14 protein-coding genes are annotated in these 13,090 nt (G+C 59.6%); 10 read left to right on the top strand and 4 right to left on the bottom strand.

Going from position 1 to position 13,090, the window contains the following annotated elements; all coding sequences use genetic code 11:
* Window positions 1–336: 336 nt before the first annotated feature.
* Window positions 337–885: a tetratricopeptide repeat protein gene (locus ABD847_RS10860; protein WP_345013024.1), complete on the top strand. Its 549-nt coding sequence runs from the start codon at window positions 337–339 to the stop codon at window positions 883–885.
* On the opposite strand, the gene ABD847_RS10855 is transcribed toward ABD847_RS10860, so the two are convergent.
* Both ABD847_RS10855 and ABD847_RS10850 read right to left on the bottom strand, forming a co-directional pair.
* Window positions 882–2,156, bottom strand: a complete 1,275-nt coding sequence (locus ABD847_RS10855) for an HlyC/CorC family transporter (RefSeq protein WP_345012874.1) — start codon at window positions 2,154–2,156, stop codon at window positions 882–884. The genes ABD847_RS10860 and ABD847_RS10855 overlap by 4 nt on opposite strands.
* A 52-nt stretch (window positions 2,157–2,208) precedes the next feature.
* A complete protein-coding gene (locus ABD847_RS10850; protein WP_345012872.1) occupies window positions 2,209–3,000 on the bottom strand; it encodes a cytochrome C assembly family protein in 792 nt (263 codons plus the stop codon).
* 145 nt (window positions 3,001–3,145) lie between these two features.
* On the opposite strand from ABD847_RS10850, the gene ffh reads away from it, so the two are divergent.
* The 5 genes from ffh to rplS all read left to right on the top strand — a co-directional run bounded on the left by ffh (window position 3,146) and on the right by rplS (window position 6,607).
* A complete protein-coding gene (gene ffh / locus ABD847_RS10845) occupies window positions 3,146–4,519 on the top strand; it encodes a signal recognition particle protein (RefSeq protein ID WP_345012870.1) in 1,374 nt (457 codons plus the stop codon).
* Between the two features lie 129 nt (window positions 4,520–4,648).
* Window positions 4,649–4,897: a 30S ribosomal protein S16 gene (gene rpsP, locus ABD847_RS10840; protein WP_345012868.1), complete on the top strand. Its 249-nt coding sequence runs from the start codon at window positions 4,649–4,651 to the stop codon at window positions 4,895–4,897.
* A 26-nt stretch (window positions 4,898–4,923) separates the two neighbouring features.
* A complete protein-coding gene (rimM, locus tag ABD847_RS10835; protein WP_345012866.1) occupies window positions 4,924–5,445 on the top strand; it encodes a ribosome maturation factor RimM in 522 nt (173 codons plus the stop codon).
* Between the two features lie 31 nt (window positions 5,446–5,476).
* Entirely contained in the window at window positions 5,477–6,214 is a 738-nt protein-coding gene (trmD, locus tag ABD847_RS10830) for a tRNA (guanosine(37)-N1)-methyltransferase TrmD (RefSeq protein ID WP_345012864.1), read from the top strand.
* 45 nt (window positions 6,215–6,259) lie between these two features.
* Window positions 6,260–6,607, top strand: coding sequence for a 50S ribosomal protein L19 (gene rplS / locus ABD847_RS10825; protein WP_345012862.1), 348 nt, complete (start codon window positions 6,260–6,262; stop codon window positions 6,605–6,607).
* Between the two features lie 63 nt (window positions 6,608–6,670).
* On the opposite strand, the gene ABD847_RS10820 is transcribed toward rplS, so the two are convergent.
* The gene (locus ABD847_RS10820; RefSeq protein ID WP_345012860.1) at window positions 6,671–6,994 is read right to left on the bottom strand and encodes an isoamylase early set domain-containing protein; all 324 of its coding nucleotides are present in this window, start codon (window positions 6,992–6,994) and stop codon (window positions 6,671–6,673) included.
* A 136-nt stretch (window positions 6,995–7,130) separates the two neighbouring features.
* Window positions 7,131–7,805 carry a DNA mismatch repair endonuclease MutH gene (gene mutH / locus ABD847_RS10815; RefSeq protein WP_345013023.1) on the bottom strand — a complete coding sequence of 225 codons (675 nt, stop codon included), beginning with the start codon at window positions 7,803–7,805 and terminating at the stop codon, window positions 7,131–7,133.
* Window positions 7,806–8,474: 669 nt separating this feature from the next.
* On the opposite strand from mutH, the gene rppH reads away from it, so the two are divergent.
* The 4 genes from rppH (at window position 8,475) to thyA (ending at window position 12,967) form a co-directional block, all read left to right on the top strand.
* Entirely contained in the window at window positions 8,475–8,990 is a 516-nt protein-coding gene (rppH, locus tag ABD847_RS10810; protein ID WP_345012858.1) for an RNA pyrophosphohydrolase, read from the top strand.
* 26 nt (window positions 8,991–9,016) lie between these two features.
* The gene (gene ptsP, locus ABD847_RS10805) at window positions 9,017–11,281 is read left to right on the top strand and encodes a phosphoenolpyruvate--protein phosphotransferase (RefSeq protein ID WP_345012856.1); all 2,265 of its coding nucleotides are present in this window, start codon (window positions 9,017–9,019) and stop codon (window positions 11,279–11,281) included.
* 70 nt (window positions 11,282–11,351) lie between these two features.
* Entirely contained in the window at window positions 11,352–12,176 is an 825-nt protein-coding gene (gene lgt / locus ABD847_RS10800) for a prolipoprotein diacylglyceryl transferase (protein WP_345012854.1), read from the top strand.
* The gene (gene thyA / locus ABD847_RS10795; RefSeq protein ID WP_345012852.1) at window positions 12,173–12,967 is read left to right on the top strand and encodes a thymidylate synthase; all 795 of its coding nucleotides are present in this window, start codon (window positions 12,173–12,175) and stop codon (window positions 12,965–12,967) included. The genes lgt and thyA overlap by 4 nt, the downstream gene beginning before the upstream one ends.
* The last annotated feature ends 123 nt before the right edge of the window (window positions 12,968–13,090 follow it).

The following is a 13,090-nucleotide window of genomic DNA, read 5'->3' as shown; positions in this document are numbered from 1 at the left end:
TTCTTTATCCTGTGTCAGGGCTCAAGATAGCGGCCGGGACGCCGATAGACAGGCATACAGGAGGAGTCCATGAAGCGAACTAGCCTATGGCTGAGTGGCCTGTTGGCGTGTGGCGCCATACAGGCGGACGAGCTGGCGCCCACCCAGGATATCTTTGCCGGCCTGGATGTGCCGACCCAGGAAGCGGTGCAGCCGGTGGCGGCCAGTGGTGCCATTCCGGCCGTCAAGCCCATCCAGCCAATTGAACCAGGTGAGTCTGACGGTGCCTTGCCACTCCCTCCTGCGCCGCCGGCCTCTGCGGCGCCGGCGACCGGTGAGGATGACAGCGATGGCAATATGCAAGCGGTGCAGCTGTATGATCCCGAGCAGTTGATCGACTGGATCAACCACAATACCCATTTGCAACGGGTCAAGGCCGATGATTGCCAGCTGGTGCAGGATATCGAGGCCCGCGCCAAGGTGATGATGCTGCCGGCCTACCAGTACCTGTGGGGGGACATGTTGGCCTGGGGGGTCTGTGTGCCCAAAAACGCCGAGCAGGGGGTGGATTATATGTGGCAGGCGGCCCGTCAGGGCCTGCCGGCTGCCCTGGAGCAGCTGGGGCGTTACTATGCCCAGGGCACCTTTGTGCAGAAGGATCCGCGTCAGGCGGCACTTCTGATGCGGGAAGCGGCCAGCTTGGGCTTGGTCAAGGCGCAGATCGCCTGGGTGCGGATGCTGGTGAATGGCCTGGGTAGCCCGCTGGATTACGAGGAGGCCTACCGCTGGTTGCATCATGCGGTGATCGGCGATGCCAAACAGCATGCCGAAGCCTCACGTCTGCTGGCACAACTGGCCAAGCGGATGCCCGCCAACGTGGTGCGGCGGGCCAAGGAATATCGCTAGGCGTCGTTCTCCTGGGTGGGCAGGTCGCTGATGCGGGCCTGCTTCACCATGTTGTTCTCCACCGCCAAGATCTCGATCAGCCGTTGATCCAGCTCTATCTTGTCACCGGGCTTGGGTAGTTCTTGCAGATACTCCAAGATCAGGCCGTTGAGGGTGACAGCCCCTTCCATGTTCAGCTCCCAGCCGAGCTCCTTGGCCAACTCCCGCAGATGGATGCCGCCTTCCACCAGATAACCGCCTTCGGGGAGGGGTTGGATCTCCTCGCTGGGGCTGGGGGCCAGACTGGTGGTGAAGTCCCCCACTATCTCCTCCAGAATATCGTCCAGCGTGGTCAGGCCACGGATATCACCATACTCGTCCACCACCAGGCCGATGCGCTCCTTGTTGCGCTGGAACTTGACCAGCTGCACGCTCAGCGCCGTGCCCTCGGGGATGTAGTACACCTCCCGCACGGTGCGCAGCAGGGCGGCCTTGTTGAACTGATCCTTGGCCAGCAGACGCAAGGCCTCCCGGGCATGGACGAACCCCACGGCATCGTCCAGGCTGTCGCGGTAGAGCAGCACCTTGGTATGGGGCGTGTTGGTGAGCTGGCGCAATATGGTCTTCCACTCATCATTGATGTTGATGGCGTAGATCTCGTTGCGCGGTACCATGATCTCTTCCACCGTCACCTTGCTCAGATCCAGAATGCCCAGCAGCATCTCCTGATTGCGACGGGGGATCAGGGCGCCAGCCTCGTTCACCACGGTGCGCAGCTCCTCGGTGCTCAGGGTATCGTCCTTGTTCTTCACCTGGATGCCCAGCATGGCCAGCACCGCATTGGTCAGCCCGTTCAGCGACCAGACCAGGGGATAGAGCAGGAACATGAGTCCCTTGAGGATGATGGAGGCGGGATAAGCCACCTTCTCAGGGTACATGGCCGCCAGGGTCTTGGGGGTGACCTCGGAGAAGATCAGGATGACGATGGTGAGGCCGGCGGTAGCCAGGGCGATACCCAGGTCGCCAAACAGCCGGATGGCCAGCACGGTGGCGATGGAGGAGGCGAGGATGTTCACCAGGTTGTTGCCGATGAGGATCAGGCCGATGAGACGATCCGGCCGGGACAATAACGCCTCCACCCGCATGGCGCCCTTGTGCTTGCTCTTGACCAAGTGCCGCAGCTTGTAACGGTTGAGGGACATCATGCCGGTTTCGGAACCGGAGAAGAAGGCGGAAATTACCAGCAACACCACCAGGCTGATCAGCAGGGCATTGGTCGATATCGAGTCCACTTAGGGATCCTTTCATGGCTAACAACGAGGGAATGGCACCGTCGCGGGGTCATCAGGCTAACAGCACCTCAATGATGACGCGACTGCCGAAATAGGCCAGGGTCAGCAGGGCGCTGCCCAGCAGGCTAAACAGGATCAGGGTCTTGCCCCGCCAGCCCTGGTAGTGATGGCCCCACAACAGGGTCACGTACAGGCACCAGGCCACCAGGCTCAGGCCGGCTTTCATGCTGGACAGGGGCGAGAAGGGGTCGGTGAGGAACAGCCAGCCACTGCCGATGGACAGGGTCAGCAGCGCTATCCCCAAGCCGATGAGCTGCATCACCCTGTGCTCCAGGGTCAGCAGTGGCGGCAGCCCTGGGATGGCCACCCGCTTGCGCTGCTTGAGGTGATGATCCAGGTAGGCCAACAGCAGGGTAAACAGGCTGGCGATGAGTAGCACCGCATAGCTGGAGAGGGCCAGGGCGATGTGCAGCAGCACCAGCGGGTGGTGCTCCAGATGGATGACATATTGTCCCGGGATCAGGTAATTCACCAGCAGCAGCAAGATGGCGAAGCCATAGGCCACCGGCAGCAGGATCCCGCCGTTGAGGCGGCGGCACAAGAGGGTCAGCAACAGGCTCACCAGCCAGGAGACGGCCGAGGCCACCTTGATGAGGCTCAGATCCTGGCCCGTCTCCAGGGCCGTGATTTCGTTGAATAACAGCAACAAATGCAACCCCAGGGCACTGCCGACCAGGGTCCATAGTGGCCAGCGGCCGCCTGTTCGCTCGGTCAGCAGCTGCTGCAAGGCCGCCAGGCTGGCCAGCAGATAGAGGGCGATGACGAGTATCGACAGGGTAGTCATTGTAATTACTTGAATTTTAGGAGTTTAAATTCAACGAGGGACTAGTATATCCGGCTCGGCAGCCCCTCGCCAGCGACGCCTTAAGATCTTGGGATGGTTTGCGTTATAATCACCGGCCATTACGCCATCAGTTTAGGAATGCGGCATGTTTGAGAATCTCACCGAGCGTCTTTCCCAGACGCTACGCAACGTGACCGGTCGGGGCCGCCTGACCGAGGAGAATATCAAGGATACCCTGCGGGAAGTGCGCATGGCCCTGCTGGAGGCGGACGTGGCCCTGCCGGTGGTCAAGGAGTTCGTCGCTCGGGTCAAGGAGCGGGCGGTGGGCCAGGAGGTCAGCAAGAGCCTGAGCCCGGGCCAGGCCTTCATCAAGATAGTGCAGTCCGAGCTGGTAAGCGTGATGGGCGAGGCCAACGAGAGCCTCAACCTAGCCACCCAGCCGCCGGCCATCATCCTGATGGCGGGCCTGCAGGGGGCGGGTAAGACCACCTCGGTGGGCAAGCTGGCCCGTTTCCTCAAGGAGCGGCACAAGAAGAAGGTGCTGGTGGTCAGTGCCGACGTCTACCGGCCGGCGGCCATCAAGCAGCTGGAACGGCTGGCCGAGGAGATTGGTGTCAGCTTCTTCCCCAGTCAGAGTGACCAGGCTCCCATCGCCATCGCCCAGGGCGCCATCGAGCATGCCCGCAAGCAGTTCTATGATGTGCTGCTCATCGATACCGCCGGCCGTCTGCACGTGGACGGCGAGATGATGGATGAGATCAAGGCACTGCATCAGGCGGTCAAGCCCATCGAAACCCTGTTCGTGGTGGATGCCATGACAGGGCAGGATGCCGCCAACACCGCCCGCGCCTTCAACGAGGCCTTGCCGCTGACCGGGGTGATCCTCACCAAGACCGACGGTGATGCCCGGGGTGGTGCCGCCCTGTCGGTGCGTCATCTCACCGGCAAGCCCATCAAGTTCCTGGGGATGGGGGAGAAGACCGAGGCCCTGGAGCCCTTCCATCCGGATCGGGTGGCGTCCCGCATCCTGGGCATGGGGGATGTGCTGTCCCTCATCGAGGAGATGGAGCGCAAGGTCGATAAGGAGAAGGCCACCGCTCTGGCGCAGAAGGTGCAAAAGGGCAAGGGCTTCGACCTGGAGGACTTCCGGGATCAGCTGGCCCAGATGCGCAACATGGGCGGCATGATGGGGCTGCTGGATAAGCTGCCGGGGGTCTCCGGCCTGCCGGACAACGTCAAGGATCAGATCGATGACAAGCTCACGGTGCGCATGGAAGCCATCATCAGCTCCATGACCCCGGCCGAACGCCGTCACCCGGACATCATCAAGGGTTCCCGCAAGCGCCGCATCGCCCTGGGTTCCGGCGTGCAGGTGCAGGATGTGAATCGCCTGCTCAAGCAGTTCGATCAGATGCAGAAGATGATGAAGAAGATGTCCGGCAAGGGCGGCGTGCGCAAGATGATGAGTAACATGAAGAACATGCTGCCGCCGGGCGGCTTCGGCCGTGGTCCCTTCTGAGCTTTGCCGCGGAAAGGCAGCCAGTTTGGTTGCATTCCGCGCGGTTCTGAGTAAAATGTCGCGGCTTATTTTAAGCTAGGGTTTGTGTTTTCTGCAGACCCGATTTCATTCAAGTTAAAGAGGACGGTTATGGTAACCATTCGTTTGCAACGTGGTGGCGCAAAGAAGCGTCCCTTCTACCAAGTCGTTGTGGCTGATGGCCGTTTCGCTCGTGATGGTCGTTTCATCGAGCGTGTTGGCTTCTTCAACCCCATGGCTTCTGGTCAAGCCGAGAAGATGAACCTGGATATGGCTCGTATCGAGCACTGGGTTGGTCAAGGCGCCAGCGTGTCTGATCGCGTTGCCAAGCTGATCAAGGACGCCAAGAAGGCTGCCTAATTTCGAATTTTGTTTGAGGCGTTAAGGTGAGTAACCCGATAGTTGTTGGTCGTCTCGGTGCCGTGTACGGCATCAAAGGTTGGCTGAAAGTCAATTCCTTTACCGACAATGCCGAGAGCATTTTCGAGTACGCCCCCTGGCTGTTGCAGCAAGGTGGGCAGTGGCGTGAAGTCCGGTTAGCCGGCTGGAAGCGTCACAACAATGGGCTGCTCTGCAAGCTGGACGGTATCGACCTGCGAGAAGAGGCCCAGGCCCTGGTGGGCGCCGATATCGGCGTGTCGCCGGAACAGCTGCCGTCCCTGCCGGAGGGTGAATACTACTGGCGCGACCTGATTGGTTGCCGAGTGGTCACCACCAAGGGGTACGAGCTGGGCGAAGTGAGCGAGCTCATGGAGACCGGCTCCAACGATGTTCTGGTGGTCCAGGCCAAAGCAAATGATGCGTTTGGTATGAAGGAACGTTTGATCCCGTTCCTGGAAGAGCAGGTCATCAAACAGATTGACCTGGCTGGCCATACCATTGAAGTAGATTGGGATCCGGGCTTTTAAGCCCCGCAAGTAGCAGTTGGCTGGAGGTTCTATGTGGATTGGGGTGGTTAGCCTCTTCCCGGAAATGTTCCGAGCCATCACCGACTTCGGGGTAACCGGGCGCGCCGTCAAACGGGGTCTGTTGCAGATCCACAGCTGGAATCCGCGGGATTTCGCTCAGGACAAACACCGCACGGTCGATGATAGACCCTACGGTGGTGGCCCAGGCATGCTGATGATGGTGCAGCCATTGCAGGAAGCCATTCGGGCGGCCAAGGCCGCCGCAGGTGGCGAGGCAAGGGTCATCTATCTCTCCCCGCAGGGGCGGCCTCTAACCCAGGCCGGTGTGCGGGAACTGGTGCAGCACCCCAAGCTGATTCTGGTGGCGGGGCGCTACGAAGGTATCGACGAGCGGATCATCCAGACCGAGATCGATGAAGAATGGTCTGTTGGTGATTACGTGTTGAGTGGCGGCGAGTTGCCTGCCATGACCCTGATTGACGCGGTATCGCGTCTGGTACCCGGGGTCTTGGGCGATCAGGCCAGTGCCGAGCAGGACTCCTTTACCGAAGGCCTGCTGGATCATCCTCACTATACCCGACCGGAAGAGATGGCTGGGCTGGCGGTGCCGGAGGTGTTGCTGAGTGGGAACCATGAAGGGATCCGACAGTGGCGTCTGAAACAGGCATTGGGGCGTACCTGGTTGAGAAGGCCGGAACTACTAAACAACCTAGCTCTGACTGACGAGCAAGAGAAGCTTCTTGCCCAGTTTGTTCGCGAGCATAAGTGACGAACAGCAGTAGAGTTTTCAGTTAATCCTAGGTAGGAAGAGACTATGAGCAAAATCATCAAGCAACTCGAGCAAGAACAAATGCGTTCCGACATCCCGGCTTTCGGCCCGGGTGACACCGTACGTGTACAAGTACGCGTAAAGGAAGGTAACAAGGAGCGTCTGCAGGCGTTCGAAGGCGTGGTTATCGCCAAGCGCAACCGCGGCCTGCACTCTGCATTCACCGTGCGTAAGATCTCCAACGGTGAAGGTGTTGAGCGTGTATTCCAGACCCACAGCCCGCTGATCGCCAGCGTTGAGCTGAAGCGTCGCGGTGATGTGCGTCGTGCCAAGCTGTACTACCTGCGCAACCTGTCTGGTAAGAAGGCACGTATCAAAGAGAAGCTCAACTAATCGACTGCTCTTTGCCAAACAAAAGGCTCGCCACTGGCGAGCCTTTTTTGTTACCGGAGCGGCTTATTCGCTGACGCAGAGCACCGAGTTTTCGCCGCCAAAGGGATTGGCGCAGTAGGCCTCGGCCTCCCAGTCATTGTCGAACCATTCTTGGCCGGCGGCATCCACCAGGCGGAAACGGTACTGGTATTGGGGCTGTTGATCGACCGGCAACTTGAGGCTGGCCTTGAACACCCCGCTCTTGAGCGGCTTGAGCTCAATGGGTTCCCAGCCGGCAAATTCGCCCAGCAAAAACACCGACACAGCCTCTTTGGCCGCCGCTTTGCTGACTTCGAACGTCACCTGGACTTCCGGCTTGCTCTTAAGAAACTTCTTCGTGACAGCCATATCATCTCCTTGATATTCAAACCCTAGTCTGGGATGGAATGCGTTGCTTCCGCCAAGGATGATAAAACAAAACGGCCACCTATGGTCATATTTTGGCCGTCAATTGGCAAAGATCCGTCCAGTGGCTGAGTTGTGATCATGGCAGCTGAAAATGGTGGCGCAGCAGGGCGTGGGTGAAAGTGGCTTTCAGGTAGAAACCGCGGGGACGGGTCTGGATGCGCTGGCCTTGCAGGCCGATGGCGCTGGTAAGGGCCCGGCCATTGGCCGCCTTGGGGCGAAGTTGCAGCACTTGGCCCTGACGGGCACTGATCTGCTCGATGCGCCCCAGGGCTATCTGCTCCATCAGTTCCTCCCAGTCCTGCCGCAACAAGGCTTCCTCCTCCGGGCTGGGGCTCCACAGAAACGGACTGGCCACCCGACGTTCACCCAACGGCAAGCTGCGGCTGGCTTCTACCGGGATCCACAGCACCCGACTGAGTTTGTTGCGGACGCTGCTCTCCTCCCAGCGTTGGCCGGCGATGCCCAGCAGGGGCGCCACGCAGACGAAGGTGGTTTCCAGCGGGCGACCGGACTCATCGATCGGCAAGGTCTTGAGCTCTATCCCTAAGTCGGGAAAATCCTGTTCCGGCTTGCTGCCCGCCGTGGCGCCCAAGTGCCACTCCAGCAGCTGACCGACCCAGCCTTTTTCTCGCTTAAGGTTATCGGGCAGGCTGACGCCGGCCTGAGCGGCCAGCTCAGCCAGGCTATGGCCGGCCAGGTTAAGACTGCGTTGGAACAGTTCCTGTTCACTGCGCGGTGATGTTGGGGTCATGGTGGCCATGAGTGATGAATTAATCGTCAGATCATACAGGCTGCCACTGAGGGTGCCCAGCGGTGAATTTTATAATAAAAAAGTTTATTTTTCATGATGTTAAATATCATGGTGCCGCGACTTGGTCGGCATGGCTGCTTATTTGCGTCTTATCCCGCCACTACTCGCCTAAGATGCACAGAGTTATCCACAAAATAACTGGATAACTATCAGATCCTGCAATCCCTTGCCCTGATCGGCCGTATGCCATCCAGGCTTGCAGCGATATTTGTTGAATAATTAGTCTGGATTGGGCTTTTGCTCGAAATTCAATCAGTGCAAGATACTCACAAAGCGCAAGCCAGGGAGGCTCGCCACAAAATCAAAAACAAGGGTAACAAGGCTGTAACTTATTAATTATTAATGATTAAATGTTTAAATCATTGCTTGACAGTCCGGAGTGGCCTTGTAGTCCATTGAATAAGCCAAGCTCTATACCGACTTTTTCAGATCCTTATCCACAGATGTGGTGGCTAAATGGATTGGATCCTGGATCCTTCCGCAGGATCTGTGAGCAGGATGGTCTAAACAGCCATCTTGCTCACAGGCTGAACTTGTCCGTTTGCTGCTGGGGGCTGAATGTGAAAAAATCGTCACCAAGAAACAGAGTCTTATCGACAAGGTGATTGCGTGATTGATGGCGATGGTTTTCGCCCCAACGTTGGTGTCGTGATCTGCAATCGCAATGGACAGGTGTTATGGGCTCGGCGATTCGGTCAGCATTCTTGGCAGTTCCCCCAAGGGGGAGTCGATGAGGGGGAAACCCCCGAAGAAGCCATGTATCGCGAGCTGTATGAAGAGATCGGCCTCAGACCCGGAGACGTTACGATTTTGGCGACCAGCCGCAACTGGCTGAAGTACCGTCTGCCAAAGCGATTGATACGTTGGGATAGCTCCCCGGTGTGCATCGGCCAGAAACAGAAATGGTTTCTGCTGCGCCTGGAGGAGAGCAAAGAATCTTGCATCCAGTTTGGCTGTCATGGCCAACCGGAGTTTGATGACTGGCGCTGGGTCAGCTACTGGTATCCTGTGCGCCAGGTGGTCTCCTTCAAACGCGAGGTGTACCGGCGGGTGATGAAGGAATTCGCGCCCATCGCCATGCCTGTAATCAACAAGAAAGAGCCGCGGCGTCCACGGGGACGCTAGCGCCAGCCGGTACGGGAGGAGACAGGGTGTTAACGGCATTGCGACAAATCGTCGAAGGGGTGACCTTGGCCCCATCGCTGCAAGAAGCCATGCACACCCTGGCGGCCCAGACCCGCAAGGCGATGGAGGTGGACTGCTGTTCCATCTATCTCTCAGAGGCCCAGCGGCGCCGCTATCGCCTGGCGGCCACCGATGGTCTCACCCCCGAGGCGGCCGGTAAGACGGTACTGCCGTTTGACGAGGGGCTGGTGGGGCTGGTGGGGCGCCGAGAGGAGCTGATCAACCTGGCCGATGCGCCGGCGCATCCCAGCTTCAAATACCTGCCGGAAGTCGGTGAGGAGGAGTTTCACTCCTTTCTGGGTGTGCCCATCATGCACCAGCGCCGGGTCCTGGGGGTGCTGGTGGTGCAGCAGCGGGAGTCCCGGCAGTTCGACGAGACCGATGAGTCCTTCCTGGTGACCCTGGCGGCGCAGCTGGCCGGCCGCATCGCCCACGCCGAGGTGAAGGGCATACTGCTCAATCAGCATCATTGGCGGCGCACCCTCAAGGGGGTGGCGGCCTCGCCCGGCTTGGCCATCGCCAAGGCCTGGATCTGGCAACCCAAGCTGGAACTGGCCCAGATCAACCTCAAGCACAGTGACGACCCCGAGCTGCAGTGTGAACTGTTGCAGCAGGCGGTGCTGCAGGTGCAGATGGATCTGGATGGTCTGGCATTGCGCTTTCGTGAGTCGGTTGCCAAGGACTCCGGCGCCATCTTCGAGATCTACCAGCATCTGCTCACGGATCCGGCCTACATGCGCCAGATCGAACAAGCCATTCGTCAGGAGAGTTGGAGCGCCGCCTCGGCGGTCCGGCAGGTGACCGAGCGGTTCATCGCCCAGTTCGAGGCCATGAGTGATCCCTACCTACGGGAGCGGGCGCTGGATCTGCGGGACGTGGCCCAACGGCTGCTGAGCCGCCTGGCTCACAGCCATCATGAAGAGTACGAGTTTGACGAGCCGGTGGTGCTGATGGCCGAAGAGGTTACCGCCACCCTGCTGGCCGAAATACCGCGGGATCGTCTGGTGGGCATGGTCTCCATGCGCGGGGCGGTGAATTCCCACGCTGCCATCCTGGCCCGGGCCTTGGGGATACCGGCGGTGATGGGACTGGATCTGCCGCTGGCCGAACTGGATCAGCGCCTGCTGGTGGTGGATGGCAACATAGGCGAGCTCATCATAGAGCCCAACCCCTCGGTGCTGGAGGAGTATCAGCAGCTCATTCGCCAGGCCAAGGCCTTTGATGCCCTGGTGGGCGGCGAGAGTCATCTGCCCTCGGTGACCCGGGACGGGGTGCGCATCTCAGTGCTGCTCAATGCCGGTTTGTCGGTGGACAGCGAAAACGCCATGCTGGATGTGGCGGACGGCATCGGTCTGTACCGCACCGAGATCCCCTTCATGCTGCACGACAGTTTTCCATCGGAGCAGGAACAGACTACGCGCTACCGCGCCATCCTGGCCAACTATCCTAATAGACCCGTCTGCATGCGGACGCTGGATGTGGGGGGCGATAAGCCGCTGCCCTACCTGCCCATCGTGGAGGATAACCCCTTCCTCGGCTGGCGTGGCATTCGCCTGACCCTGGATCACCCCGAGCTGTTCCTCTCTCAACTCAAGGCCATGTTGCGGGCCAGTGAGCAGCAGGACAACCTGTCCATCATGCTGCCCATGGTGACCTCGCTCTCCGAGGTGCAGGCCGGTCGACGTTTGCTGGATCAGGCCTGGCTGGAGGTGTCCGAAGAGCTGGGACGGCGGGGCAGCAGCATTCGCTACCCCAGTCTGGGGGCCATGATAGAGGTGCCGGCGGCGCTGTACATACTGCCGGAGATGGCCGCCTACGTGGATTTCTGGTCGGTGGGCAGCAATGACCTCACCCAGTACCTGTTGGCGGTGGATCGCAACAACAGCCGGGTGGCCGATATCTATGACGCCTTTCATCCGGCCGTCATCCGCGCCCTGTATCAGGTGGCCAACGAGGCGCATCAGCACGCCAAGCCGGTGTCGGTGTGCGGTGAGCTGGCGGGGGATCCCCTGGGGGTGCTGGTGCTGATGGCCATGGGCTATCGGCGTTTCAGCATGAACCTCAGCAGCATCCCCAAGATCAAGTACGTGATCCGGCGGGCCAGCCTGGAAGAGCTGCAGCCCTTGCTGGAGCTGGGGCTCAAGCAGGATAATTCTGCCGCCCTAAAGAGTCTGTTCAGCGGTTATCTGGAGCAAATCGGTCTGGCCAGCTTGCTTCCCAGCAAACATTGATTTCACCGCCCGCCGGGTCGCCAGGGGCGACCCGGTTTTTTATCGCTAATCCACGAGGGTTTTTGCCGTCATGAGTGCCTCGCACCTGAATTTTCCCAAGATAGATCCTGTCCTCCTGAGCGTCGGCCCCCTGCAGATCCATTGGTATGGGGTCATGTATCTGGTGGGCTTCCTGTTCGCCATGTGGCTGGCCAATCGGCGGGCCGACCGCTCTGCCGGCGCCTGGCGTCGTCAGGAGGTCTCGGATCTGATGTTTTACGGCTTCCTGGGGGTAATCCTCGGCGGCCGTCTTGGTTATGTGCTGTTCTACAACCTGCCGCTGTTTTTGGCCGATCCCCTCTATCTGCTGCGCATCTGGCAGGGGGGCATGTCCTTCCACGGCGGTCTGGTGGGGGTGATACTGGCCATGGTCTGGTTTGCTCATCGTACTCACAGGCACTTCTTCACGGTGGCGGACTTTGTTGCGCCCCTGGTGCCCTTTGGCCTGGGGGCGGGACGGCTGGGCAACTTTATCAACGGCGAGCTGTGGGGGCGGGTGACGGATCTGCCCTGGGCCATGGTGTTCCCCACCGGCGGGCCTGAGCCACGCCATCCCTCCCAGCTGTACCAGTTTGCTCTGGAAGGGGTCTTGCTGTTTATCATTCTGAACCTGGCCTGGCGCCGGCAGCCGCCGCGGGGGGTGATCTCCGGCCTGTTCCTGGTCTGCTATGGTCTGTTCCGCATTCTGGTGGAGTTTGTCCGTCAGCCAGACGCCCAGCTGGGCCTCTATTTCAATCTGATCAGCATGGGGCAGATCCTTTCCCTGCCCATGGTGTTGGCTGGCCTGCTGATGATCTGGATTGGCTATCGCAAGCCCGCCTGGTTTGGCGTCCGGCAACAAGGAGACAAGGCATGAAGAATTACCTGGAACTGATGGCCACCCTGCTGGCCCAGGGTACGCCCAAGGAAGACAGAACCGGTACCGGTACTCTGTCGCAATTTGGTTATCAGATGCGCTTTGACCTGAGCCAGGGCTTCCCCTTGGTCACCACCAAGAAGTGCCACCTGAAGTCCATCATTCATGAGCTGTTGTGGTTCCTGCAGGGGGACACCAACATTGCTTATCTCAAGGAGCATGGCGTCAGCATCTGGGACGAGTGGGCAGATGAGCAGGGCAACCTAGGGCCTGTGTACGGCCATCAATGGCGTGCCTGGCCGGCGCCAGACGGTCGGCACATCGATCAGATGCAACGGGTGTTGGATGACATTCGCAACAACCCCGATTCCCGCCGCATCATTGTTTCGGCTTGGAACGTGGCGGATCTGGACAAGATGGCCCTGGCGCCCTGCCATGCCTTCTTCCAGTTCTATGTGGCGGACGGCAAGCTCTCCTGTCAGCTGTATCAGCGCAGTTGCGATGTGTTCCTGGGCTTGCCGTTCAACATCGCCAGTTATGCCCTGCTCACCCACATGGTGGCCCAGCAGTGCGACCTGGCCGTGGGAGACTTTGTCTGGACCGGCGGGGATGTGCACCTCTACCGCAATCACCTGGAGCAGGCCAAGCTGCAGCTGAGCCGGGAGCCTCGCCCGCTGCCGACCCTGAAGATTGTGCGTCGCCCTGCCTCCTTGTTTGATTACCGCTTCGAGGACTTTGTCATCGAAGGGTACGATCCTCACCCCGCCATCAAGGCGCCCGTTGCCGTATGAAACCGGTTGTCGGCCATTTCTTTCGGGATGTGGCCGATAATTCCTGCCAATTCTTCTGAATAATCGAGCTATAGTGCTTTCATAAACGATTAATGGCGTGCTTGCCGTCCGTTTATACTTGTC

Origin of the sequence: Pseudaeromonas paramecii, from assembly GCF_039540575.1 — a bacterium.
Lineage (GTDB): Bacteria > Pseudomonadota > Gammaproteobacteria > Enterobacterales > Aeromonadaceae > Pseudaeromonas > Pseudaeromonas paramecii.
This window is presented reverse-complemented; position numbering and strand designations above follow the sequence as displayed.

Excerpts from the sequence above, each read along its gene's own strand:
- ABD847_RS10860 (WP_345013024.1), top strand. The coding sequence starts at position 337 with ATGCAAGCGGTGCAGCTGTATGATCCCGAGCAGTTGATCGACTGGATC.
- ABD847_RS10850 (WP_345012872.1), bottom strand. The coding sequence starts at position 3,000 with ATGACTACCCTGTCGATACTCGTCATCGCCCTCTATCTGCTGGCCAGC.
- ffh (WP_345012870.1), top strand. The coding sequence starts at position 3,146 with ATGTTTGAGAATCTCACCGAGCGTCTTTCCCAGACGCTACGCAACGTG.
- rpsP (WP_345012868.1), top strand. The coding sequence starts at position 4,649 with ATGGTAACCATTCGTTTGCAACGTGGTGGCGCAAAGAAGCGTCCCTTC.
- trmD (WP_345012864.1), top strand. The coding sequence starts at position 5,477 with ATGTGGATTGGGGTGGTTAGCCTCTTCCCGGAAATGTTCCGAGCCATC.
- rplS (WP_345012862.1), top strand. The coding sequence starts at position 6,260 with ATGAGCAAAATCATCAAGCAACTCGAGCAAGAACAAATGCGTTCCGAC.
- ABD847_RS10820 (WP_345012860.1), bottom strand. The coding sequence starts at position 6,994 with ATGGCTGTCACGAAGAAGTTTCTTAAGAGCAAGCCGGAAGTCCAGGTG.
- mutH (WP_345013023.1), bottom strand. The coding sequence starts at position 7,805 with ATGACCCCAACATCACCGCGCAGTGAACAGGAACTGTTCCAACGCAGT.
- lgt (WP_345012854.1), top strand. The coding sequence starts at position 11,352 with ATGAGTGCCTCGCACCTGAATTTTCCCAAGATAGATCCTGTCCTCCTG.
- thyA (WP_345012852.1), top strand. The coding sequence starts at position 12,173 with ATGAAGAATTACCTGGAACTGATGGCCACCCTGCTGGCCCAGGGTACG.